The organism is Pauljensenia sp. C0170B4 (assembly GCF_056590235.1).
The window spans coordinates 115,619-140,569 of the sequence record NZ_JBWPVS010000002.1; the positions used below are offsets into that span (position 1 = coordinate 115,619).

Genomic DNA, 24,951 nt, shown 5'->3' on the forward strand with positions numbered 1-24,951 from the left:
CTTCAGGTCTGTCAGCACGAGATAAAAAGGGGTATCTGTGAGCACAAACCAAAAGCATCCCGTCATCAACGGATTGCTCAGTCAAATTCCAGACAACGATCCTGACGAAACCCAGGAATGGATCGACTCGCTCACCAGCCTGATCGATGAAAAAGGCGGACCTCGCGCACGCTACATCCTGCTGCACATGATGGACGAGGCTCGCAAACGCGATGTGCAGCTGCCTCAGGAATACACCACGCCCTACGTCAACACGATCCCCGTTGACCAGGAACCCTACTTCCCCGGCGATGAAGCGATGGAGCGTCAGTACCGCCGCTGGATCAGGTGGAATGCCGCCGTTCAGGTCACGCGCGCTCAGCGCCCCGGTGTCGGAGTAGGCGGCCACATCTCCTCTTACGCATCAGTCGCTACCCTGTACGAAGTGGGTCTCAACCACTTCTTCCGCGGCAAAGACCACCCGGGCGGCGGCGACCACATCTTCTTCCAGGGACACGCCTCCCCTGGCCCTTATGCACGCGCATTCCTCGAAGGTCGCCTGACCGAAGAAGAGATGGACGGGTTCCGTCAGCAGGTCAGTGTGGACGGTGGACTACCTTCCTACCCCCACCCACGCCAAATGCCTAACTTTTGGGAATACCCCACCGTGTCACTGGGACTGGGGCCTGCCGAGGCAATCTACCAGGCGTGGTTTGACCGCTACCTGCAGTTGCGCGGCATCAAGGACACTTCTCAGCAGCACACATGGGCATTCCTGGGTGACGGCGAAATGGACGAGCCGGAAGCGCGCGGCATGCTGCAGCTTGCCGCACAGCAGGGCCTGGATAACCTCACCTTCGTCGTCAACGCCAACTTGCAGCGCCTCGACGGGCCTGTACGTGGCAATGGCAAGATCATTCAGGAACTCGAAGCCTTCTTCAAGGGCGCCGGCTGGAACGTCATCAAGGTGATCTGGGGACGCGGCTGGGATCAGTTGCTGGCAGCAGATAAGGACAATGCCCTCGTTCACCTGATGGATGAGACCCTCGACGGTGACTACCAGACGTTCAAGGCCAAAGATGGTGCATACGTTCGTGAACACTTCTTCGGACGTGATCCGCGAACCAAGGCGCTCGTGAAGGACTGGACCGATGAGCAGATCTGGGCTCTGGGCCGAGGTGGCCATGACTACCGCAAGGTGTACGCCGCCTACAAGGCTGCGATGGAGCACACCGGACAGCCTACCGTCATCCTGGCGCACACCATTAAGGGATACGCGCTCGGCACGCATTTTGCAGGACGCAACTCGACGCACCAGATGAAGAAACTGACTCTGGAGGATGCGAAGGCGCTGCGTGACCGTCTGCAGATCCCGATCAGCGACGAGGAGCTGGAGAAGGATCCGTACAAGCCGCCGTATTACATGCCACCGGCAGACGATCCGGCGTTGCTGTACATGAAGGAACGTCGGGAGAAGCTGGGCGGATACCTGCCTGAGCGTCGTGCCCATGACGATGCACACCTGCCTGAACCTGCGATGAAGCCGTTCGAGGCTTTGTCGAAGGGCTCAGGAAAACTCGAAGTGGCCACGACAATGGCACTGGTCCGACTGCTCAAAGACCTGCTTCGTGATAAGAATATTGGTCGGCACATCGTGCCGATCATTCCCGATGAGGCACGCACGTTCGGTCTGGACGCTATCTTCCCGTCAGCCAGGATCTTCAACACGCACGGTCAGAATTACACTGCCGTGGACGCGGACATGATGCTGTCCTACAAGGAATCCGAACAGGGGCAGGTGATGCACACCGGTATTACCGAGGCTGGATCTGCGGCTGCCTTGCAGGTCGTGGGCACCTCGTATGCGACGCACAACCTGCCGATGATTCCGTTCTACATCTTCTACTCGATGTTCGGTTTCCAGCGCACCGGCGACCAGTTCTGGGCTGCTGCCGACCAGCTGACTCGTGGCTTCGTCGTGGGCGCGACAGCTGGACGTACCACCCTGACCGGCGAGGGTCTTCAGCATTTGGACGGCCATTCCCCGATCCTGGGTGCAGCCAACCACGGTTTCGTGCTGTACGACCCCGCCTACGCCTACGAAATCCGTTACATCATGTGGGATGGCATTAAGCGCATGTTCTGCGAGCACGATCCCTCGGATACGCGTGACCCGAATGTCATGTATTACCTGACGGTGTACAACGAGCCGATTCATCAGCCGGCAGAACCTGAAAATGTGGACGTGGACGGCATTATCAAGGGCATCTACAAGGTTGATGACCATACAGGGCAGGGCCCGAAGGCTCAGCTTTTGGCATCAGGTGTGGCGGTGCCGTGGGCACGTGAGGCCCGCAAGCTCCTGGCCGAGGACTGGGGCGTGGACGCCGCCGTGTGGTCGGTGACGTCATGGAACGAACTGCGTCGCGATGGCGTGGAAGCTGACGAGCACAACTTCCTGCATCCGAATGAGGATCCGCGCTACGCCTACCTGACAACCAAGTTGTCCGGCTCTGAAGGCCCCTTCATTGGCACGTCCGATTACGATGCCCTGATCATTGATCAGATCCGTCCGTGGGTTCCCGGCTACCTGTACACGTTGGGCGCAGACGGCTTCGGCATCTCCGACACGCGCCGCGCAGCACGACGCTACTTCCACATCGATGCAGAATCAATGGTGGTGCGCACGCTGCAGGCACTGGCCGATCAAAACCAGGTTGACCGCGCAGTCATCGAACAGGCCATCGAGAAGTACCAGCTGCACAATGTGCGCATCGGTGCCGATGAGGCTGCAGCTTCAGACGAATAAGATGTGAACGCAGACGTGGAGACGCCCTCATCGCTACTCAGTGAGAGTGACGAGGGCGTCTTCGTGTGTCTGCAATTGGCAGAATTACGCGCTAGTGCTTACTTGACGCCTGCTTGGGGGTTTCAGGATCATCGCTGATCTTGGCGCCACGATACTGCGGGTTCGCCAGGTTTTCCGGAGACAGGATCTCATCGACCTGTTCCTGAGACAGGAAGCCCATCTCAACGATCAGATCACCGACGTTCTTGTTTTCTGCCGCAGCTCGTTTACCCACCACGTCACCGGCATGATGCCCGATGACATCGTTGAAATAGGTGACGATACCGATCGAATTCATCACCATGTTTCGGCAGTTTTCTTCGTTGACGGTGATACCGTCCACACACTTTTCACGCAGCGTGTCACATGCGTGGGTGAGCAACGTGGCCGATTCAAACATGCACTGGGCGATCACCGGTTCCATGACGTTGAGCTGAAGCTGGCCGGCCTCGGCTGCCATCGTGACCGTCACATCGTTGCCGATGACTTTGAAGCAGACTTGGTTGACCACCTCGGGTATCACCGGGTTGACCTTCGCGGGCATGATTGAGGATCCGGCAGCCCTTTGCGGAAGGTTGATCTCGTTCAAGCCGGCTCGCGGACCCGATGAGAGCAGACGCAGGTCGTTGCAGATCTTGGACAGCTTGCCAGCGGTGCGCTTCATCGTGGCATGCATGGAGATATACGCCCCGGCATCCGATGTCGCTTCGATCAAGTCTTCGGAGGCTGTCACGTCCAGGCCCGTGATCTCACGCAGATGAGCGACCACTGCCTTCTGGTAGCCCGGAGGCGTATTGAGCCCAGTGCCAATCGCAGTGGCGCCCAGGTTTGTTTCCAGAAGCAGGTTGGCTACGTTGACCAGACGTGGGTCCTCTTCACGCAAAGTCACGCCGAACGCGGTCATTTCCTGACCAATCGTCATGGGGACGGCATCCTGCAACTGTGTGCGCCCCATAGTGAGGACATGCTGATAGCGGGCACCGAGGCGCTCAAACGCGTCGGCCAGATCATTCACGGCGTGCCGCAGCTGGTCGACCTTCTCGTAGGCGGCCAGTCGAAAAGCTGTGGGATACGTGTCGTTGGTGGACTGGGAGTGGTTGACATCGTCGTTGGGATTAATCAGATCATAGCGCCCTCGCTCCTGACCGGTCATCTCGAGAGCGAGATTGGCGATCACCTCGTTGGCGTTCATATTCACCGATGTGCCCGCACCACCCTGGAACTGGTCGATCGGGAACTGGTCGAGGCACGCGCCCTCGTCGATGATGGCATCGCAGGCCTGCACAATTGCATCTGCCGTGGCGGGCTTGAGCACTCGCAAATCCTTATTCGCCAGCGCGGCGGCTTTCTTGACCTGAGCGAATGCCCGAATCAGCTCAGGCACTTCATTGATCGTCCTACCGGAAATCTGGTAGTTTTCCTGCGCGCGCAAGGAGTGGATACCCCAGTAGGCTTCCTGCGGAACGTCGCGACTTCCCAAAAGATCTTCTTCGGACCGATTTCCCACAATATCCTCCGTTCATGTCAGCCCATCGTCGGGCATCTCATCTCAATGTCTATAGTAGTGGTGCTTTAGCGAGGCTGAGGCCACCTCGACCATAGTGCCCTGAGACGTTCATGTGAGGCAACGGCAACAACGTCGAAAGGAATATTCGCAGGACACACTCTGATGCATTCGCCGTAGCCAGAACACGAGCCAAAGTACTGATCCATCGCCTCATTCATGCGCCGGGCACGCTCTGCCCGCTCCAACCCCGGAATGTTCAACGCTGCCAGGTGACCCATCCGTGCACCCGCATACAACGCGGCTGAGCCGTTCGGACACGCCGCAACACACGCGCCGCAGCCGATACACGCGGCCAGGTCAAGTGCACCTTCGGCATCTTGATGACGAATCGGAATCGCGTCCGCATCAGGAGCCAGACCGGTATCAACGGAAGCAAATCCTCCCGCCATCGTGATCCGGTCGAGGACACTGCGATCTACCACAAGGTCACGGATCACTGGAAAGGCGCCCGATCGCAACGGTTCCAGGCGCACATGCGTGCCATCGGCATGAGCGCCGACCCTCTGCATGCAAGCCGGCAGATTCTCACTGAATCCGTGGGGCCTTCCATCAACTTGAATGCCGCATGCACCGCAGATTCCTTCGCGGCAATCCGAATCAAACGCAACCGGCTCGACGCCGCGGGAACTCAGGTTGCGGTTGAGGTGATCGAGGAGCTCCAGAATCGACATGCGTTCATCGCACCCGTCCAGTTCGTAGGAGTGGAATGTTCCGACAGCTTCCGGGGCTTTTTGCCGCCACACGTCGACGATCAGTTTCATTGGTAGTTCCTCGTTGCCAGGGGGACGGTAGTAAACGTCAGCTCTTCGGCGTGGTGAGTGCAGGTAATTGCCAAGGGAGCTGCGCCATCTGTCCTCAGGTCATGCCACCCGTCAGTGGTCCAGGCGGATACGTTCATCCACTGGTCGTCGCGGCGCTGCGCCTCCCCCTGCTCCGTCTGGTATTCACTTCTGAAGTGCGCGCCGCAGGATTCCTCGCGATGCCACGCGTCCACACACATGAGTGTGGCCATCTGAATGCTGTCCTGAAGCCTGGCAGCTGCAACCAAGTCGGTGTTGAAGTGTCCTGTCTCGCCACTGACACGCAGGTCGGCACCCATGCGCTGTTGGAGTGCGTCGATGTCGCTGAGCGCAGCCTCCAGGCTCTCCTTACTGCGCACAACGCCGCACCCCTGGTACATGATATCGCCCAACTTGCGGGCAAAACTGTCCGTCGGAGTAGCTCCATCGATGTGGAGCAGGCCCTGCAGTCGCGATTCGACCCCCTCACGGGCAGCGATCACGCGGGAATCATCGACGGAGAGCAACTCCTGGCCTAAAATGCCTGCCAAATAGTCGGGTACTGTGCGCGGGATTGTGAAAGCACCATCGACGCAGGCGGCAAGCAAGGAATTGGCTCCCAGACGGTTGGCCCCGTGGTAGGCCGCGTTCGCCTCGCCGGCTGCAAACAGTCCCGGGATGGTGGTCATGAGGCGGAAGTCGACCCACAAGCCACCCATTGTGAAATGCGCGCCGGGAGCGATGCGCATGGGGCGAGTGTAGGGGTCCTCCCCTGTTGCATCGAGGTACATGTCAAGGAGGTTGCCGTAGCGCTCAGCGATGACGCGTCGGCCCACCCGCTCCAGTGCGTCCCTAAAATCCAGGTACACGCTGTTTCGTTCGGGACCGACCCCATGCCCCGATTCGATCTGCTCGCGCGCAGCGCGAGAGGCAATGTCGCGAGGCGTGAGGTTTCCAAACGCGGGGTACTTGCGCTCCAGGTAGTAGTCGCGTTCCTCTTCGGGAATGGCGTTCGGGTCTCGGTCATCGCCAGGGCTGCGTGGCACCCAGATGCGTCCGTCGTTACGCAGAGATTCGCTCATGAGCGTGGTCTTGGATTGCCACGGGAATGAGACAGGTAATGCGGTGGGGTGGAATTGGATCATGCTCGGTGAAGCGAGGGCGGCGCCGGCACGGTGAGCTCGCCATATGCCTGTTGTCGAGCAGTTCTTTGCCAGCGTCGAATAGTAGTAGACGTTGCCGTATCCGCCTGTGGCAATCACAACTGCGTGTGCGGGATGGAAGCGGGTGCGTCCGGTGATCATGTCACGCGTGATCACACCGGCGGCCCGGCCGTCAGCAACGACGACGTCGAGCATTTCGTGGCGCACCCATAACGTCACGCGGCCTGCAGCCACCTGACGCATGAGGGACGAGGACGCTGCCACCTGAAGTTGCTGGCCCGTCTGCCCTCGCGAGTAGTACGTTCGCGAAACCTGCACGCCGCCAAATGATCGTGTGGATAATGATCCGCCATATTCTCGGGCGAACGGCACACCCAGCGCGTTCATGTGGTCGATGACGCGCGCCGATTCAATACCCAGTCTCCATACTTCAGACTCTCTGGCGCGGAAATCACCGCCCTTAATCGTGTCGGTGACGAACCGCTGCACGCTGTCCGAGTCGACTCGTCGTGCCCGCGCCGCATTGATACCGCCTTGAGCTGCCACTGAATGGGAGCGTCGCGGCGTATCCAGAGTTGTGATCGCATCTACCCCAAAGCCCAGTTCAGCCAGAGCCGCTGCGGCACTGGCGCCCGCCAGACCGGTCCCCACAACAACCACCCTGAATGTACGCCTGTTCCCGGGTGAGACGAGGCGCGCGTGGGAGACAAATTCGTCCCACATGCGTTCGGGTTCGACTTCAGGTTCATGGGCGTCAACAGGGGCGCCCTCGTCAATGCGCAGATGCGTGCGTCCGGCAGCGAGCGGAAGCGCGAGGGCGACGCTGATCGCTCCCATGTGCGAAGCGGCGATGACGGTGAGGTCTCCGATCACAACTGCCAAAGCGATCGCATAGCCAGCGATGCGCACAACGGTGCCGATACGTGGTGAGCGCCCACCGAGATCCTGCCAGGCTCGCTCAATGCCGTGGCTGAGGTGAAGGCCTATCGCAATAAGGGCGATGACATATGCCGCGAACATGACAGGCCTGCTCATCGATGCCACCACATTGGCAGCGGCGTAGAAACGAGAGTCGGGATGGCGGAAAGCGGCCGATTCGACCACTGTGCCAATGGTGAGGTCAAGGATATGGATCACGATAAAGGCAATGAGGACAAGTCCGGTCGGAAGCATGAGCTTTGCAGCCCAGCCGCGATGCTTCAGCCTGCGCACACCGGGCGTGTGGGTCAACGCGCCGCGGCGCCACAAGATGAGTGCGCCACAGATATGCAGCAGAACACACGACAGTAAGATCACGCGCAGGATCCACAAAACGGACCCATACGGAAGAGCCGGTTCACCGATCGTGCGCAGCCACTGCGCATAGTGATCCATCTGAGCAGGATCGGTCAGGATCTTGACGTTGCCGACCATGTGGATGAAGACGAACGCCGCCATGATCAGGCCTGTGATTGCCATGACGACTTTGCACACCCATGTTGGAATCGTGACGCGCCGCGCGGTGGGCGTCAACGTGCCGTTGATCGTCATGTCCGATCCTCCTCATATCCAGCCTATCGGGTTCGGGAGGGCTCGTGTGCGGTTCAGGACGTCGAGCGAGCTAGGTTGAGCAGGTCCTCGACCGTTGTGAGTGCATCCACGTCCCGGTCGATCAAGGTGATGCCGAGTTCGTGCTCGATTTGGCTGATCACAGAGTAGCGTCCGAGGGTGTCCAGGTCGAGGTCACCTTCGAGTGTCAGGTCTGCGCGCATCCGGTCTGGTTCGATGGAGGTTTCTTCCAGCAGTGCGTTCATGACGGCTTCACCGACCGTATCGTTGTCCTCCTGATCGCTCTGAGGCGGTTCGTCCATGTCGAGGAGTTCGGTCAAGTCGATGCCAAGCTGGTCGCCGATCGATCCCATGTCTTACCCCACGCGGTTGAGCCAGCGCACCGGAGCTCCGGCACCGGCATAGCGGAATGGTTCGAGCTCATCATCCCACGCCTGTCCGAGCGCAAGATTGAGTTTGTCGATCATCTCTGTCGGGGAATGTGATTCGTCGAGGGCTGCGCGAATCCTTCCTTCCGGCACGACAACGTTGCCTGCCGTGTCCATTTGGGCGTGGAAGATGCCCAGTGACGGCGTGTGAGACCAGCGGCCACCGTCAGTGATCGCGGTGGCTTCCTCGGTGACTTCGTAACGCAGGTGTTCCCAGCCGCGAAGTGCCGACGCGAGTCGGGCGCCGGACCCGGTCTGGCCTACCCATGAGAATTCGGAGCGTACCATCCCGGGTGCAGCATCCTGATCAGTCCACTGCAGGTGCACTTCCTGTCCGAGCGCTGTTCCAACGGCCCACTCGATGTGTGGACACAGCGCTGGCGGAGTTGAGTGCACGAAAAGTACACCACGGGTGTAAGACCTACTCATCGTGACCTCCATTTCGCGTGAGAATCGTCTTCCCCTACGTTCTCAACCGGAAACAGACACGCTGAATCGTGGCGTTACACCCATTATGACGCGTCTACGCCGACTATTCCAGTGCCACGCCGTGAAAGCCTGTTAGCATCGTAGTGTCCCCACTGCGCAGACGGCGCGGCTCCATTTTGTGTGGAGACATGGGTCGAGGAAAGAAAAGAATAGATGGACGACTTTTTCAGAGGTGTTGAAAGCCCCGGCATGATCGATTGGCCGAGCATGCCGACCTACAACACGTTAATGGCAGTCGCAGCCGGTGCAGCGCTCATCGGGCTTGCGATGTTCTTCAGGGAAGTTCGCTCGAACTCCGGCAAGACTGCCGTGCGGGTCGACGGATACGCCATGGCGTTCGGTGCTCTTGGCTTGATCTTGACAACCACCGGCTTGCACATGACGACGACGTGGCCGCTGGCCGCTGGCGGTTTCGCCTACGACAATGTGATCTTCGGTGAAACCTGCCTGGGCTTTGGATCACTCTTACTGTTCGCGTGCTTCTATCTCTGGAAGCAGCGTGACCACATTGCCCGTTCACAGAAGGCTCTGAGCGAACTGCTCCACGCCGCAAAGCCGCTGTCGATTTTCGCCGGCGGACTGGGATTGGGACTGTGGGGCATCGCCTTCGCCGGCGTGATGTACCGACTCTTCACCGCTCCCCCGCAGGAGCCCATTTCCGGTTGGTTTGCACAGTGGCCGTGGTTCGAAGCGATCTTCATGTCACTGTTCTTCTTTGTCATCGGTTTGGGCTGCGTCCTGTTCCCAATCGGCGTGTTCCGCGCTGATAAAGAAGGCACATCTGAATCGCGTGGAGGCGGCATTCTTAACGCTGTCATGTGGCTGTGGCTGGCATGCGGCGTTGCAATCGGCCTATTCGGATGCCTGAACTTCTACACGCACATCGGTCTGATCGTCAACACGATGTGAGATCTGCAGTTGCCACGATTCTGAATGACAGAGGAAGGGCACATGTCGGTGCGGATTCCGGTAGCTTCCAGCTGCTGGGTCCGCACCGTTTCATATCGGGCGACATCGGGAAGAATAACTCATCAATCTCGTCAAGGCGTTTAACAAAGACGCCCTCGTCACTGAGCGCATTGACAATCTGCCCAAGTGAGTGGTTCCACTCCACCGTCGCGTTCTTGCCTGGGGTCACAGAAGAGCCTGCGTAGTCGGCTTCGCTTGAGTCGTCGTCCCATGTGATTCCCTCACGGGTTTCAAAGTACGGGAAATGAAGTTCGAGGGCGTCACATTGCACCGGGTCCTTCAATGTTCCCACAAGAGGATGCACGTCACGTACAACCAGAGTGCCGCCTGGTTTCAGCAAGGAAGCGACAACATGAGCCCACCGGCGTATGTCAGGCACCCATGCAAGGGCACCCTCCGAGGTGTACACAATGTCGAAGCGTTCCTCTACCGCCTCATGGGCAGACAAAACATCCGAGCACACGTAGTCGATGTGGAGGCCTGCTCGGTCGGCAATGCCGCGTGCAATCTCCAGGGATTCTTCGGAAAAATCAAGGCCAACCAGACGGTGCGCCCCCAAGCGTGCCAGTCCTACAGTGTCGGTGCCGATATGGCATTGAAGGTGGATGACGTCGCCGCCCTCGATGCCAGCGCCCTCCAGGTACGGTCGATCCAAGCGTATAGCCTCAGGAATCTTCGCGCGATCGTTCACCAGAGTGTCAACGTCGTAAAACGGTGACTGAGCGTGACGTGATGCCTGCTCCTGCCAGAAGGCGTGATTGAGGCAGAGTGCGTCACCGTGCTCACGCATCAGCTACAGACCCATCTTGCGGATCGCGCGCATCGCTTCCTTACGGTTCTTGCGGTCAAGGCGATCAATGTAAATCTTGCCGTCCAGGTGGTCGCATTCGTGTTGAATACACCGACCCATCAGCTCCTCGCCTTCGACGACAACTGGCTTGCCATCCAGGTCAATCCCCTCGGCACGGGCATACCAGGCACGCTCAGTTGGGAAGAACAAGTCAGGAACTGACAGACAACCCTCATCGCCATCCTGATATTCGTCCTTGGACAACTCGACGATCCGGGGGTTCAGGATGTAGCCCACTTCCCCATCGATGTTCCACGAGAACGCACGCAGACCAACGCCGATCTGGTTGGCCGCGAGACCCGCACGCCCCTCCATATCAACGCCCTCAAGCAAATCTTCGACCAGCATCTTCACGTGGTCATCAATCGTCGTGATCTCCTTGCACGGCGTACGCAGGATGGGATCTCCGATTATGCGAATGTCACGAATCGCCATTATTGCCCCTGATTCATTAAGTCTTGATGAAGTTCACTGACACGCATGAGCGCTTCGTCCACGGGAACTTCATGGCGCTCACCTGTCGCTCTCGTACGGATTTCCACGACACCGTCAGTCAGGCCACGCCCAACGACGAGGGTGATCGGAATGCCGATCAACTCACTGTCAGCAAACTTGACACCTGCCGACATCTTCGGACGGTCATCGTAGAGCACATCGAGACCTGCAGCATCCAACTGAGTGGCCAAATCGCGCGCCGTCGTGAAGATCTCCTCGCCCTTACCCGTAGCGAGGACATGAACATCGAAGGGTGCGATGTGTGCGGGCCATGACAAGCCCTTCTCATCGCTGGTCGATTCAGCCAAGGCCGCCATCACGCGAGACACGCCGATACCGTAGGAGCCCATCGTGACGATGCGGGATTTGCCGTTCTCATCCAGAACGGTCAGGCCCAACGCCTCGGCGTACTTGCGTCCCAACTGGAAAATATGGCCGATTTCGATGCCGCGTTCCAGGTGCAACGGACCGGAGCCGTCAGGTGCGGGGTCGCCCTCGCGTACCTCGGCCGCTTCGATCCAGCCATCTGCAGTAAAGTCACGCCCCTTGACAAGGCCAAAGACGTGCCGTTCGACCTCATTGGCGCCTGTGATCCACGACGTGCCATCCACGATGCGCGGATCGAGCAGGTAGCGCACAGGGTGTTCAATGCCCCGTGCATTGGGGCCCAGGACGTCAGGGCCGATGTAACCGGCGACCAGCTCCGGATGCTGCGCCAGATCCTCGCCGGTCGCGATCTCAACACGCCCCGGTGAAACAGCGGCCTCTAGGCGCTTCATATCGACTTCTCGGTCACCTGGCACACCGATCACCACGACTTCACGCGTGTCGTCAGGATGCGTCAACGCCACTACCACGTTCTTCAATGTGTCGGATGCTTCCCACGGGCGATCCTCACGCGGATGCTCGTCGTTCGCGAACGTCACGAGTGCGTCGATCGTCGTGGAATTCGGCGTCGGATAGACAACTGCCTGGCGCTGACCTTCGATTGGCAGCGGGTCCGGTGCCGGTGTCTTGACAGCTTCCGCGTTGGCCGCATACCCACCTGCAGAGCGAACAAATGTATCTTCGCCAATCGTGCACGGATGCAGGAACTCTTCAGAGCGTGATCCGCCCATTGCGCCGGACATTGCCGAACAGATGACGTATTCAAGGTCCAGACGTTTGAAGATCGCTTCGTACGCCGAACGTTCCAGGTCGTAGGAGGCATCCAGCCCGTGATCGTCAAGGTCGAAAGAGTACGCATCTTTCATGATAAATTCGCGTCCGCGGATCAGACCGGCGCGAGGACGAGCCTCGTCACGGTACTTGGTCTGAATCTGGTACAGCGTGACGGGAAGATCTTTGTACGAGGAGTACATATCCTTGACCAGCAGGGTAAACATCTCTTCGTGAGTGGGGGCAAGCAGATAGTCCCCCTCTTTGCGGTCACGCAGCTTGAAGAGCGTAGGGCCGTATTCCTCCCAGCGATGGGACTGCTTGTACGGGTCGGCTGGAAGCAGAGCTGGGAACAGTACTTCCTGCGCACCGATCCTGTCCATTTCCTCACGCACAACCTGCTCCACCTTGCGCACCACGCGCAGGCCCAACGGGAGCCACGTGTAGATACCGGGTGCGGTACGTCGAATGTAACCAGCGCGCACCAGGAGCTTATGAGAGGTGACTTCCGCGTCGGCGGGATCTTCACGCAACGTGCGGACAAAGAAAGATGACATAGTTTTCAGCACGTCTTCCAGATTAGTTCACCACTGCGCTTCCTGTCAGATCCTGTCCCTGAGATGTCGGAATCCAAGCGAGGCGACCAGCAGCACGAGACAATAGAACCATGATGAATTTTCTTCCAACCGGTACTCCCTGGCTGCCTTCGACGGACCGTTATTCGACCATGCCGACCGCGCGTTGCGCGGACTCAGGTTTGCAGCTCCCTCGCATTGCACTGGGACTGTGGCACAACTTCGGTGACGACCGCCCGTTCCAGACACAGCGTGACATTATTCGCTTCGCATTCGATCACGGTATTTACCACTTCGACATAGCCAATAACTACGGTCCGCCAGCGGGGAGCACGGAAGAGAACTTCGGGAGGATCTTCGCGAAGGATTTGCGGGCACATCGCCACGAGCTCGTCATTTCAACGAAAGCGGGATGGGACATGTGGGAAGGTCCCTATGGCCAGGGCGGCTCCCGCAACTACTTGTTGTCATCTCTGGATGAGTCATTGACCCGTATGGGGCTCGATTACGTGGACATCTTCTACCACCATCGTCCTGAAGGCGAAACGCGCCTGGAAGAATCGATGATGGCGCTGCGTGATGCTGTGGCATCGGGCAAAGCACGCTACGTCGGGATTTCGTCCTACAGTGCGCACGCAACCATTCAGGCACAGTCGATCATGCGTGAACTCGGCGTTCCCCTCGTGATTCATCAGCCGTCGTACTCGATGCTGAATAGGTGGGTTGAAGAAGGCGAGCCCTCGCTGCTGGATACTGCCGCTGAACAGAAGATGGGCGTCATCGCGTTTTCTCCTCTGGCGCAGGGAATGCTCACCGACAAGTACCTGGACGGCATTCCTGAGAATTCACGGCTCGGCGTGGGTAAAGTTTCGCGCGAATTCTTCACCGATGAGACGCTCGATCACATTCGCGCCCTCAACGATATAGCTCATGAGCGTGGACAGGATCTGGCTCAAATGGCTATCGCGTGGGTGCTGCGAGATCAGGGAGCGCGCACCGTGACCACCGCATTGGTCGGAGCTTCCAGCGTGGAGCAATTGTCGAATTCTCTCGGAGCACTCGACGCCACTGACTTCAGCGACGAGGAACTGCAGGCCATCGACGAGCATGCGGTGGATTCAGGCATCAACCAATGGTGGGGCGCAACTGAAACGCGGCCGTAAGGCACCGACTGACCCACGGCCGCGCAAGCGGTATACGTCTTATTCGCCGTTCATGGCGGCGTTCGCCTTCTCGTCCGCTGTCTTCATACCCTCAGCGACGGGAACGCGTCCCTGAAAGACCTCGTTAAGGACTTCGGTGTACGCGGCTGACGCGGCCGTGAAGTTGTCGCCTACAGGCGGATCAATGGTGGGCGCACCATCGGCGACAACGTCGAAGAACGGTTGAATGTCGATCCCCTTGTCCTTCCAGAAATCGAAGTAGACCTGCTGCGCCGCTGTGACCGCAGGCAGATTCGTGCCGTTCTTTCCGATATATTCGTTGCCTTCCTGGGAACCGAGCCACTCCAGAACCTCGGCAACAGCCTCGGGGTTCTCACTCTTCGCATTGCCCGCAACGACGATGCCGTTGGTGACAGAGACACGGCCTGCGGGACCCTCCGGCAGAAGCGCTGTCCCCCACTCAAAATCGGCACTTTCCGCAATGGTGGCCAAGTTGTACAGGCCGGACTGGAAGATCGCCATGTTGCCCTGGAGGAACTGGTTACGAGTGAATTCTCCGTCCATGTTCGTATCGGCTGCCGAGGGAGCCACGTGTTCCTTGGTAATCAGGTCGACAACGTACTGCATGGCCTGTGTGGTCCTGGCGTCAGAGAAGGTGAATTGGTCACCGTTCTGGAACGTGCCGCCGTTGGAGCCAATAAAGGGCAGCATGATTGCCTGGAGATCCTGAGCCGCGTTGTAGCCGTACTGGCTGATCGAATCTGCGTTGAAGTCAGCTGAGTCAGCAGTATTGCCGCTGTTATCCTTCGTGAGCTTCTTGAGCAGGTTGATCAGCGTGTCGTCGCCGCCCTGCGGTGACCATTTCGCATTGGCGAGGTCGTCCGGTGTCACGCCAGCTTCATCGAGGAGAGTCTTGTTGTAGTACAGCGCAATTCCAGCGTCCGACAGCTGCGGCACGCCCCACAATGTGTCATCGAGGGTGAAGGCCTTGACAACATTGGCATCCCACTGGTCGCGCGCTTCGGCGCCCAATGCCTCGTCGATATTGACCATGTTGCCGCTCTTGGCGTAGGACGTGTAGGACGAGTTGTTAATCCAGAACAGGTCATCCATCGAGCCGGCAGCGATATCCGTGCGCAACTTGGTGAAGTAGTCGCTCCACGGGACGACGGAAATCTCCACAGCTATGTCAGGATTCTGGTCGTGAAATGCAGCGAGTGATTCTTCGTAGGCGCCGGCGGCCCCCTCGTCCCACAGCCTCAAGGTCACAGTGGTGGCAGCTCCTGAATTCGAAGCGGTCCCCCCGCTTTCGCCGCTTTGACCGGATCCTCCTGAGCTGCAGGCAGCCAGAGCCAATGCCATGCCCAGAACTCCTGCAAGAAGCGGCTTTCGCAGATGTGTCATCGCTTCATCCTTTCGTGTTGTGGTGGGGTCTACTTAAAGCTCGTGATCGCAATGGAATCGACAATACGACGATTGAAGAGCGCAAATATGAGGATCAACGGTGCCATTGCAATCGTGGTGGCAGCCATGACCAGCGTCCAGTTATTGGTGTATTGGGACTGCAGGCTCGAGGTCGCCACGGTGATCACTGCCCAGTCCTGGCCGGTTGTCACAATCAACGGCCACATGAAGTTGTTCCAGTGCGTCACTACCGTGATCAACGCAAGAGTTGCGATAATCGGGCGGGACATAGGCACGACAATCCGAGTCAATACTCGGATAGTTCCAGCACCATCGAGGCGCGCTGCGTCGATCAGGTCCTGAGGAATGGAGCGGAAATACTCACGAAGCAGGAAGATCGCATACGGGGAGCCGAAGACATACGGCAGCACCAATGCCCAGAACGTATTGCGCAGCCCGCTTTGCGCCATCATCAGATACAGCGGAACGATCGTGACGACCTGCGGCACCATGAGCGTAGCCAGATACACCCAGAAGACGGCGTCACGACCAGGAAAACTGATACGCGCGAAAGCATAGGCGGCCATGATGGAAAAAAGAAGTTGGCCCACAAGGACAACTATCACGACGGCGAACGTCACGCCGAAGGCGCGGCTGAAGTCGACCTTCGTTCCACCTGCAAACAGGTTCGTGAAGTTGTCCAGAGTCGGCGGTGCGGGAGGTTCAAGAGGCGACGAGGTAGCGAACTGCCTTGGTGTCTTCAACGACGTCATGACAGACAACGCGAACGGTGCCAGAACCAGAACCGCACCGATGACCAAGATTGCGTAGACAAGGGTGTTCGTCCACACCGCGGCAACGCCACGCTTCCTAGGAGTACTCATAGGTCATCCTCCGGGAAAAGTAGCGATTCTGAATCAGCGTGATTGCCACCAGGATGACGAAGAGAACCAACGCCGTCACCGACGCTCTGCCCAGATCAAAGTTCGTGAACGCCAGGTTGTAGATCCGGTAGGACAGTACCTCTGTCCGCTTGGCCGGGCCGCCCTCGGTCAGCGCGAAAATCTGGTCGAACATTTGGAAGACGGAAATGGTGGACGTAACCAGTACGAAGAACATCGTCGGGCGGATGAGGGGCACCTTGATTGACCAGAAGATGCGCGTGTCGGATGCTCCATCGACGCGCGCTGCCTCAATGATGTCTTCTGGGATCGCAGCCAGACCGGCCATAAAAAACAGGGCGACGTAGCCGGCCTGGGACCAGATGGATACGAATGCGACTGCTGGCAGGGCTAATGTCGGATCGGTCAGCCATTCGACCCGGGTGCCGATCAGTGCGTTCAGGGCACCGCCGGTGGGGGCAAAAATCCACTTCCACACGATGCCCAGAGCCAGTGGCGCACACACCCACGGGATGACGTAGATAACGCGGAACACTCCCGAGCCTGGTAGTCCTTTCACCATGAGAGCAGCCATCAGCAGGCCGAGGAGTGTCTGAATGGGAATTACCAACAGCACCAGGAGTGCAGTGACGATCAGGGAGTTCACCAGGTCAGGTCCGGTAAGGACAGATACCCAGTTGTCGAATCCGACGAATTGGCGCGGTCCGATCAAATCCCAGCGCTGAAAGCTCAGCCAGATCACAATGCCGATGGGTGCCAGAAGGAAAACGAGCACACCGATCAAACTGGGCACCAAGAGCGCATAACCTGTCACGGTTCGACCCAGGCGATTACTACCCACGAGCCGCTCCCTTCCGCACTTCCAGGCTATCTTTCAACGGTACACAATATCCCCGCTCGACGCGCACCTCACGGTGATCACCGTGCTCCGGCAGGGATGACCTCGACGTGACCGTCGCCTTCTTCAAGGCCCATTTCTTCGGCGAGCAGGTTTGCGCGGCGAATCAGTGTTTCAACAATCTGATCTTCCGGCACTGTTTCGACCACTTCACCCTTGATGAAGATCTTGCCTTTCCCGTTGCCGGATGCCACACCCAGGTCGGCTTCGCGTGCTTCACCTGGTCCGTTCACGACGCATCCCATGACGGCGACGCGCAGGGGAACCGTCAAATCCTTCAGCCCCTCAGTCACACTGTTGGCCAGGGAATACACATCGACCTGCGCGCGGCCGCATGACGGGCATGACACGATTTCCAGTGTGCGCTCGCGCAGCCCCATTGACTGCAGAATTTGAATGCCAACCTTGACTTCCTCGACGGGCGGTGCCGACAAGGACACGCGGATCGTGTCACCGATGCCCTCACGCAACAGGGCGCCAAAGGCGGTAGCCGACTTGATGGTGCCCTGGAAGGCCGGTCCAGCTTCCGTGACACCCAAGTGGAGCGGCCAGTCCCCTCGTTCGGACAAGAGCTCATAGGCACGGATCATCGTGACAGGATCGTGGTGCTTGACAGAAATCTTGAAGTCGTGGAAGTCGTATTGCTCAAACAGCGAGGCTTCCCAGACAGCTGATTCAGCCAAAGCTTCAGCGGTTGGGCCGCCGAACTTTTCATACATACGTTTGTCCAGCGAGCCGGCGTTGACACCGATGCGGATCGAGGTCCCGTGTTCTGTAGCAGCCTGAGTGATGGCCTCGATCTGATCGTCGAACCGACGAATATTGCCTGGATTGACACGTACTGCCCCACATCCCGCCTCGATTGCCGCGAACACGTACTTGGGCTGGAAATGGATGTCCGCAATAACAGGGATGGTGGATTGCTGCGCGATTACTTTGAGCGCAGCAGCGTCCTTATCAGTCGGACATGCCACACGCACAATGTCGCACCCAGCTGCAGTCAGCTCCGCGATCTGCTGAAGTGTCGCCCCGATGTCATGCGTCTTCGTGGTGGTCATGGACTGAACAGAAATCGGCGCGCCGCCCCCCACAGGGACTGACCCTACGTGGATGCGACGAGTCTTCTTCCGAGGAAATCCCACATCCGCAGTGGAGGGCATTCCCAATGCAATTGGCTGGCTCATGGGCTCATTATCTCCCGAAGCATGGCAGTTGGCAGCGATTAACGACGATCTCACAGGGGCAACGTGACAGGGACAACAATGTCGGCAATCACCAGCACAATCGTCATAACCACCAGAATCAGCATCACAGCGTAGGTCACCGGCAACATACGCGCCGTATCAACCGGTCCGGGATCTGGACGATTGCGAAGGCGCGCCCACATGCGACGGGTCCCCTCGAACAGGGCGCCTGCGATGTGGCCGCCGTCCAGCGGTAGCAGCGGAATCAGATTGAACACGAACAACGCCATATTCAGTGAAGCAAGCAGCATCAGCAGCGTTCCGGCAGCACCGGCAAAATCCGTTCCACCTGATTGTGCGTCGTGCGCTGCGCTGGAGGAAATTTCAGCCGCGACGCGACCCACCCCCACAACAGACATGACAGAGTCCTCGCCACGGTCCTTGCCCGTGAAAAGCGACTCCACGACATTCCACACTGCCACAGGGAGCTTGACCACAATTGCCGCTGTGCCGATACCCATCTGTGCCCACACACTGCCCACGGTTGAAACCTGAGCTGAGCGTCGCTCCACCCCGGCAACAATTCCGGTGATATACGAGCCATCAGACACCTGGTGGGCCGTCACGGTCATCGTCTGCTCCACGCCGTCGCGTTCAATTGTCACGGCGGTGGGTTCAGATCCTGTGTGCGCGATCGCGCCGACCAGATCATCCCACTGGTGAACCGACGTGTCACCCCAGGAACGCACCGTGTCGCCTGCGCGGATGCCGGCCTGATAGGCAGGGCCCGGGAATTCTTCCCCGTCGCGCAACGTGATGGTCTGTGGCGCGTCCGCCAGTGTCAGGGATGCGGTCGGAATGCCAATTCCCATCAGTGCCACTGCCGTCAGAACAGCACTGATCAGCAGGTTCATAACCGGTCCGCCCATCATGACAGTGATCTTCTGCGGCACGGACAGCTGATAAAACGGAATGCCGGTTGCATCCTCGTCAATCATTTCCTCGGCGGACTGGCGACGTGCCTGTTCGGCCAAAGTAAGCTTCGAGCCGCGGTGCGTGCGTGTGCCAGGCCGCGCGGGAGGCAGCATGCCCAGGATGCGCACGTAGCCTCCCAGCAGAATCCACCGAATCACGTAGCGCGTACCGCGCCAGGTGCGTTGAGCGATTACCGGTCCGAAACCAACGGAATACTCACTGACGGCAGCTCCAAAGCGTTTGGCTGGCACCATGTGACCGATCTCGTGCAAGGCAACCGAAAGCAGAAGCCCAATGATGACGACGATAATGCCAACGGCTCCCGCCACTAGTGGTCCCCTCGTTCAGATCCCAGACCCGCTACGGCACGGGCACGGTCAGCAGCCCACCGTTCGGCCTCATGGATATCATCCAGTGTTGGATCGCTGACGCCCTCGTGCGCGTCAAGGACAGCCCCAACAGTGTCCACAATGTCGAGCCACCGCACCTGGCCGCGCAAGAATGCATCGACCATGACTTCATTGGCGGCGTTTAATACGGCCGGGTGCGTCGGTGAAGCGGCCACGGCCTGGCGAGCCAGGTCAAGAGCGGGGAACGTATCAGAATCAACGGGTTCAAAGGTCCACGACTGCGATGCTGACCACGTCAGCGGCTGGGCGATGTCGCCTAGCCTTTCCGGGTACGACAGTGCCCAGCCGATCGGCAGGCGCATATCAGGCGGACTGGCCTGAGCAATGGTGGCGCCATCACGCCACGTCACCATCGAGTGCACGATCGACTGTGGGTGAACGACGGGAATAATGCTTTCAGGCGCTATATCGAAGAGCAGATGCGCCTCAATCAGCTCCAGCCCCTTGTTCATCAAGGTTGATGAGTTAATCGTTACCACCGGCCCCATTGCCCACGTCGGGTGAGCCAGAGCCTGCTGCGCGGTGACGTGTGCCAGTTCAGCGCGGGTGCACCCGCGGAATGGGCCTCCTGAGGCGGTGAGCACCAGTTCGGCAACTTCGCTTCGGCCGGTCACTCGCGGCGCCGTTAGACCCTTCTCATGGATCCCCGAGCTGAGGGCCTGTGCGATCGCGCAATGCTCCGAGTCGACGGGAATGATCTGCCCGGGGCGCTGCATTGCTTTCCGGACGAGGGAGCCACCGACAACGAGGGACTCTTTGTTAGCCAGTGCCAACGTGGATCCGGCGGTCAGCGCGGCCAGTGTGGATTCCAGGCCGGCTTGGCCCGTGATCCCGTTGAGGACTGTGGCCTTGGGGTAAGCTCCGGCAAGCTGTGCGACGGCGTCGGCGCCCTCGGCAATGTCTGGACGCGCAGTACCCATCTCGTCCAAGGCAGCGGCAAGCTGGTGTGCTACGGGCTGGGCGAGGGCGACGCGTTCGGGGCGAAAATACCTGATTTGACGGGCGAACAGGTCAATGTTGCTGCCACCTGCTGCCAGCGCGCGCACCCGGAACGCCTCTTCGTGGCGTTCGATGACATCAAGGGCCTGCGTGCCGATCGACCCGGTGGACCCGAGGATTACGACATCGCGCACAAAAGGATCGGTGTGCATCAGTTGACAGCGAGGAGGATCTCAACGGCGCGCCCCAGGTAGGCATCCACAGGCCCTTCAGAATAGGCCTTCGTGCCTTTTGCATCACGGAACGTTGCCAGGCGTACGTCCTCGACAGTGACTTCACCGCGGTCATCGAAGTAGTCAGCCAAGCGGTCCAGAAGATCATCCACTTCCTGTGCGTTGTAGCCTCGGCCGGATGCAGGATGGGAGAAGCGCTCCCCTCGTGGGCGAAGCATGCGGGGGTACAGAGTCGTTGCACGGTCTGCCACGCGTTCATACCAAGCGGATTCGCCGTTGACGGCAATATGGTCGGCACGGTCACGCTGAATGAACGCATCTTCCAGACGGCTCATCGCAGCATCCACTGCTTCACACGCGTATCCGCCGCGTTTGAGCAGGAAGGTCGCCTGGCGGACTTGCTCGGCGCTGAATTGTTCTGCAGGAACACCGCCCTCGTAAGCACTGCGCGCTTCGGTGAAGAATTCGTCAACGAGCTTCGGGTCGTAACCGCGCTTGAAGACACTCACTTTCGGAAAAGAGTCACTCATTCTCACTCCTGCGTTCGATGTGAACCGGGACGGGCCGCTTCTTACGAGATGAGCTTACCTTCTCGACGGCGGTTGCGAGTTGACCACACGCCCCATCAATGTCGGATCCACGTGTATCACGTATCGTGGTCGAAATCCCTGCACGACGTAACGTGTCAACAAATTCATTTTGGGCGGATTGTGTCGATGCCGTCCAGATGGACCCGGGCGTGGGGTTAAGCGGAATGGGATTGACATGGGCCCACGTGCGCCCTCGTTTATTGAGCTCATCAGCGAGGAGCTGCGCGCGCCACGGCTGATCGTTCATATCGCGAATCAACGCGTATTCGATTGACACGCGCCTGCCGGTCGCCATGAAATACCGCCTCGCAGCATCCAGGAGTTCACCGACCTTCCAGCGTGAATTAATCGGAATGAGGTCATCGCGCAGGTCATCGTCGGGTGCATGCAGGGACACTGCCAGTGTCACCGGGATTCCCAAGCCTGACAGCTTGTCGATCGCAGGAACCAGGCCGACAGTTGAGACGGTGATGTTACGGGCGGACATGCCGAATCCCTCAGGCACATCGCGCACGAGTCGGTGCAGCGTGCCCACCAGGTGACGCCAGTTGGCAAGCGGCTCCCCCATCCCCATGAAAACGACGTTAGTCAGGTGTGTCGGCCCATCACCAATGTCGCCTCGGGCACATGCCAAGCGGGCGACGCGCACCTGTTCGACCATCTCACCGGTGGATAGGTTGCGTGTCAGCCCCATCTGCCCGGTCGCGCAGAACGGGCACGCCATCCCGCAGCCGGCCTGAGAAGACAGGCACAGCGTCGTGCGGTGAGGGTAGCGCATGAGAACCGATTCGACGCGGGCGCCGTCGAAAAGCTCCCACAGAGTCTTAATCGTCTGGCCCTTGTCAGCGTGCTGCGCGGTGACTTCCGTCAGGAGCTTCGGGAAGAGTTCCTCCCCCAGCTTCGGGCGCAGTGATGCAGGAAGATCCGTCATCTGCGCAGTGTCACCGAGCATGTGCTCAAAATAGTGGCGCGACAGCTGATCGGCTCTGAACGCAGGAATACCAACCGCTGCCACAGCTTCCTTACGTTCAGCAAGGTCCAGGTCAACGAGGTGACGCGGCGCCTTGCCGCGACGGCGCGCGGTGAAAGACAGGACCGGCTTGGCATCAGGATGCGTCGCGCCTTCCGGTGCCTGATCGGTGGGGCGTACTTCTCGGGTGCTCATAGCAGTGTCCCCGGCAATGCATAGCTGACAATGAACGTGAAGACCGGGGCGCACATCAGCACTGAATCGAGGCGATCCATCATTCCGCCGTGGCCTGGCAGGATACCCGACATATCCTTCAGTCCCACGTCGCGTTTGAGCATGGATTCGGTCAGATCACCCACGGTGGCAGCCACAGCAATGAGCGGACCCACAACCAGACCCCACCACCAGCGTCCGCCGAGAGGCACAATGAAACACGCTGCCACAGCCATACACATGGCGACCGAACCAATAAAACCTTCCCACGACTTCTTCGGAGAGATGCGCGGAGCCATCGGGTGACGGCCGACGAGAACACCGCAGGCCCAGCCGCCCAAATCGTTCGAGCAGGTCACCGCCAGGTACATCACCAGAACCCAGCGCCAAGACTGACCCGAGATCATTGTGGCAACGAATGAGGCAAAGAACGGTACGTATACGGCGATAAAAGCCGTGTAGACGAGGTCTCGTCCGTGCGGGCGGTCACCGTCGGGGTCGAGCAGACGCCATGCGCTGGCGATGGCAACAGTGAGAGCCAGAATTCCGGCGCTTACTCCAATCCCGCCCTGGCGGGCGCAGACGATCATCGCAACAGCGCCAACATAAAGGGGTGCAGTCGGGACGATAATGCCGTCACGGCGCACAGCAGCGGCCAGTTCCCAGATGGCGACCAAGGACATCACGCATACGACTGCGGTGACGGCCCACCGGCCAATAGCGACAGCTACGCCGACAATCGTGATGAGGACGATTGCCGTCGCGATCGCAGCTGGAAGGTTACGTCCGGCGCGTCCGGACACTGACAGAGGTTTGTGATCCTGGGTGGGCCCTGGACGAAAAACCTGTGTGATGATGGTGCGTGTCGAGGCGTGTGCCATCAGATCGTCAGCAGTTCGCTTTCCTTCGATTCGAGAAGCTCGTCGATCTGGCTGACGTGTTCGCGGGTCGTGTTTTCCAAAGACTTTTCCGCGCGTTCGATCTCGTCTTCCCCAGCGTCTCCGTCTTTCTTCATCTTGTTGAGCTGATCCATGGCCTTGCGTCGCACAGCGCGCACGGACACGCGAGCTTCTTCAGCCTTGGTCTTAGCCTGCTTGACATAGTCGCGGCGACGCTCCTCGGTGAGCGATGGCAGCACCACACGGATGACGTTGCCGTCGTCCGAGGGGTTGACACCCAGGTCAGATTCGCGGATAGCGCGCATGATCTCTGCGGTCGAATTGCGATCATAAGGAGAGATCAGGACGGTGCGCGCCTCGGGAATCTGAAACGAGGCCAGCTGTTGCATCGGTGTGGGTGCGCCGTAATAGTCCACCATGATCTGCTGGAACATGCCGACGTTGGCGCGTCCAGTGCGAATATTGCCGAAGTCTTCCTTCGCCACTTCGATGGCGCTGTCCATTTTGTCTTCTGCTTCGAGCAGAACATCATCAATCACGTTTACTCCTCGTCATCTGAAGGTGTTGCAGTCACTAGCGTACCGATTGATTCGCCCATCAGTGCCTTAGTGATGTTTCCTGGTTCGGACATTCCAAACACGCGCATGGTCAGTCCGTTGTCACGACTCAGAGCAAATGCGGCAGCATCTACAACTTTCAAGCCGCGAGCCAATGCATCCGAGTATGTCAGAAAATCGAAGCGACGGGCATTCGGATTGGAACGCGGGTCGTCATCGTAAACACCGTCGACCCCATTCTTCGCGACGAGCAGTTCGTCGCAGTGGGTTTCCAGTGCGCGCTGAGCGGAGACAGTGTCGGTCGAAAAGTACGGCATTCCGGCACCAGCACCGAAGACGACCACGCGGCCCTTTTCCATGTGACGAATGGCGCGCAGCGGAATATAGGGCTCAGCGACCTGTTGCATGGAGATGGCGGTCTGCACACGACTGGCGACGCCAGCTTGTTCGATGAAGTCTTGCAATGCCAGGGCATTCATGACAGTACCGAGCATCCCCATATAGTCGGCGCGTGCACGGTCCAGTCCAGAGCGTGACAATTCGGCACCTCGGAAGAAGTTGCCCCCGCCCACCACAATGGCGACCTGGATGCCCTGGTGAACTGCCTGCGCGACCTGTTCGGCAATCTGTCTGACGACGGTAGGGTCGAGACCTACTTTGCCACCGCCGAATGCTTCTCCTGACAGTTTCAGTAATACTCGGCGCTGAGACATCGCCATGCACTCTCCTTATTGTGATGATGGCCCCGTCCGTGTGGGCGGGGCCA

General features: G+C 59.0%; 22 protein-coding genes. 3 read left to right on the plus strand and 19 right to left on the minus strand.

Going from position 1 to position 24,951, the window contains the following annotated elements:
• Positions 1-37: 37 nt before the first annotated feature.
• Positions 38-2,788 (plus strand): pyruvate dehydrogenase (acetyl-transferring), homodimeric type, encoded by a 2,751-nt coding sequence (gene aceE, locus AC1EJ1_RS03015; protein ID WP_480295311.1) that lies wholly within the window; start codon positions 38-40, stop codon positions 2,786-2,788.
• A gap of 91 nt (positions 2,789-2,879) precedes the next feature.
• On the opposite strand, the gene aspA is transcribed toward aceE, so the two are convergent.
• From aspA to AC1EJ1_RS03040, 5 genes are all read right to left on the minus strand, one after another.
• Complete coding sequence (gene aspA / locus AC1EJ1_RS03020) at positions 2,880-4,337, minus strand: aspartate ammonia-lyase (protein WP_227469364.1); 1,458 nt, start codon at positions 4,335-4,337, stop codon at positions 2,880-2,882.
• A 62-nt stretch (positions 4,338-4,399) separates the two neighbouring features.
• Positions 4,400-5,155, minus strand: coding sequence for a succinate dehydrogenase/fumarate reductase iron-sulfur subunit (locus AC1EJ1_RS03025; protein ID WP_058236738.1), 756 nt, complete (start codon positions 5,153-5,155; stop codon positions 4,400-4,402).
• Positions 5,152-7,866 (minus strand): fumarate reductase/succinate dehydrogenase flavoprotein subunit, encoded by a 2,715-nt coding sequence (locus tag AC1EJ1_RS03030; protein ID WP_480289291.1) that lies wholly within the window; start codon positions 7,864-7,866, stop codon positions 5,152-5,154. Before AC1EJ1_RS03030 ends, AC1EJ1_RS03025 begins: the two co-directional genes overlap by 4 nt.
• Positions 7,867-7,919: 53 nt before the next feature.
• Positions 7,920-8,237, minus strand: a complete 318-nt coding sequence (locus tag AC1EJ1_RS03035) for an acyl carrier protein (RefSeq protein WP_058236737.1) — start codon at positions 8,235-8,237, stop codon at positions 7,920-7,922.
• A 3-nt stretch (positions 8,238-8,240) separates the two neighbouring features.
• Positions 8,241-8,741 carry a DUF3145 domain-containing protein gene (locus tag AC1EJ1_RS03040; RefSeq protein ID WP_058236736.1) on the minus strand — a complete coding sequence of 167 codons (501 nt, stop codon included), beginning with the start codon at positions 8,739-8,741 and terminating at the stop codon, positions 8,241-8,243.
• Between the two features lie 213 nt (positions 8,742-8,954).
• Here AC1EJ1_RS03040 and AC1EJ1_RS03045 point away from each other — a divergent pair, with 213 nt between their 5' ends.
• Positions 8,955-9,710: a DUF981 family protein gene (locus tag AC1EJ1_RS03045; RefSeq protein WP_058236735.1), complete on the plus strand. Its 756-nt coding sequence runs from the start codon at positions 8,955-8,957 to the stop codon at positions 9,708-9,710.
• On the opposite strand, the gene AC1EJ1_RS03050 is transcribed toward AC1EJ1_RS03045, so the two are convergent.
• Genes AC1EJ1_RS03050 through AC1EJ1_RS03060 form a run of 3 tightly spaced genes read right to left on the minus strand, consistent with a single transcriptional unit; the run spans position 9,697 to position 12,830 of the window.
• On the minus strand, positions 9,697-10,560 hold the full coding sequence (locus AC1EJ1_RS03050) for a class I SAM-dependent methyltransferase (RefSeq protein WP_285014065.1): 864 nt from the start codon (positions 10,558-10,560) through the stop codon (positions 9,697-9,699). The genes AC1EJ1_RS03045 and AC1EJ1_RS03050 overlap by 14 nt on opposite strands.
• A 3-nt stretch (positions 10,561-10,563) precedes the next feature.
• Positions 10,564-11,055, minus strand: coding sequence for a peptide deformylase (gene def, locus AC1EJ1_RS03055; RefSeq protein WP_285014066.1), 492 nt, complete (start codon positions 11,053-11,055; stop codon positions 10,564-10,566).
• Positions 11,055-12,830 carry a proline--tRNA ligase gene (locus AC1EJ1_RS03060; RefSeq protein ID WP_480295378.1) on the minus strand — a complete coding sequence of 592 codons (1,776 nt, stop codon included), beginning with the start codon at positions 12,828-12,830 and terminating at the stop codon, positions 11,055-11,057. The genes def and AC1EJ1_RS03060 overlap by 1 nt, the downstream gene beginning before the upstream one ends.
• A gap of 110 nt (positions 12,831-12,940) precedes the next feature.
• Here AC1EJ1_RS03060 and AC1EJ1_RS03065 point away from each other — a divergent pair, with 110 nt between their 5' ends.
• Positions 12,941-14,011 (plus strand): aldo/keto reductase, encoded by a 1,071-nt coding sequence (locus AC1EJ1_RS03065; protein WP_480295312.1) that lies wholly within the window; start codon positions 12,941-12,943, stop codon positions 14,009-14,011.
• Between the two features lie 39 nt (positions 14,012-14,050).
• Here the strand turns inward: AC1EJ1_RS03065 and AC1EJ1_RS03070 are convergent, their stop codons facing one another.
• The 11 genes from AC1EJ1_RS03070 to pyrH form a co-directional block, all read right to left on the minus strand.
• Positions 14,051-15,415, minus strand: coding sequence for an ABC transporter substrate-binding protein (locus AC1EJ1_RS03070; RefSeq protein ID WP_285014069.1), 1,365 nt, complete (start codon positions 15,413-15,415; stop codon positions 14,051-14,053).
• 29 nt (positions 15,416-15,444) lie between these two features.
• Positions 15,445-16,299, minus strand: a complete 855-nt coding sequence (locus tag AC1EJ1_RS03075) for a carbohydrate ABC transporter permease (RefSeq protein ID WP_058236730.1) — start codon at positions 16,297-16,299, stop codon at positions 15,445-15,447.
• On the minus strand, positions 16,286-17,158 hold the full coding sequence (locus AC1EJ1_RS03080) for a carbohydrate ABC transporter permease (protein ID WP_285014070.1): 873 nt from the start codon (positions 17,156-17,158) through the stop codon (positions 16,286-16,288). Before AC1EJ1_RS03080 ends, AC1EJ1_RS03075 begins: the two co-directional genes overlap by 14 nt.
• Positions 17,159-17,235: 77 nt before the next feature.
• Entirely contained in the window at positions 17,236-18,399 is a 1,164-nt protein-coding gene (ispG, locus tag AC1EJ1_RS03085; RefSeq protein WP_070727237.1) for a flavodoxin-dependent (E)-4-hydroxy-3-methylbut-2-enyl-diphosphate synthase, read from the minus strand.
• 50 nt (positions 18,400-18,449) lie between these two features.
• On the minus strand, positions 18,450-19,703 hold the full coding sequence (locus tag AC1EJ1_RS03090) for a M50 family metallopeptidase (protein ID WP_285014071.1): 1,254 nt from the start codon (positions 19,701-19,703) through the stop codon (positions 18,450-18,452).
• Positions 19,703-20,935, minus strand: a complete 1,233-nt coding sequence (gene dxr / locus AC1EJ1_RS03095; RefSeq protein ID WP_285014072.1) for a 1-deoxy-D-xylulose-5-phosphate reductoisomerase — start codon at positions 20,933-20,935, stop codon at positions 19,703-19,705. The genes AC1EJ1_RS03090 and dxr overlap by 1 nt, the downstream gene beginning before the upstream one ends.
• On the minus strand, positions 20,935-21,486 hold the full coding sequence (locus AC1EJ1_RS03100; RefSeq protein ID WP_058236726.1) for a DivIVA domain-containing protein: 552 nt from the start codon (positions 21,484-21,486) through the stop codon (positions 20,935-20,937). The genes dxr and AC1EJ1_RS03100 overlap by 1 nt, the downstream gene beginning before the upstream one ends.
• Positions 21,479-22,711, minus strand: a complete 1,233-nt coding sequence (rlmN, locus tag AC1EJ1_RS03105) for a dual-specificity RNA methyltransferase RlmN (RefSeq protein WP_285014073.1) — start codon at positions 22,709-22,711, stop codon at positions 21,479-21,481. Before rlmN ends, AC1EJ1_RS03100 begins: the two co-directional genes overlap by 8 nt.
• Positions 22,708-23,610 carry a phosphatidate cytidylyltransferase gene (locus AC1EJ1_RS03110; RefSeq protein WP_058236724.1) on the minus strand — a complete coding sequence of 301 codons (903 nt, stop codon included), beginning with the start codon at positions 23,608-23,610 and terminating at the stop codon, positions 22,708-22,710. Before AC1EJ1_RS03110 ends, rlmN begins: the two co-directional genes overlap by 4 nt.
• Positions 23,610-24,167 carry a ribosome recycling factor gene (gene frr, locus AC1EJ1_RS03115; RefSeq protein WP_058236723.1) on the minus strand — a complete coding sequence of 186 codons (558 nt, stop codon included), beginning with the start codon at positions 24,165-24,167 and terminating at the stop codon, positions 23,610-23,612. Before frr ends, AC1EJ1_RS03110 begins: the two co-directional genes overlap by 1 nt.
• A gap of 2 nt (positions 24,168-24,169) precedes the next feature.
• Positions 24,170-24,904, minus strand: coding sequence for a UMP kinase (gene pyrH, locus AC1EJ1_RS03120; protein ID WP_371935764.1), 735 nt, complete (start codon positions 24,902-24,904; stop codon positions 24,170-24,172).
• Positions 24,905-24,951 lie beyond the last annotated feature (47 nt).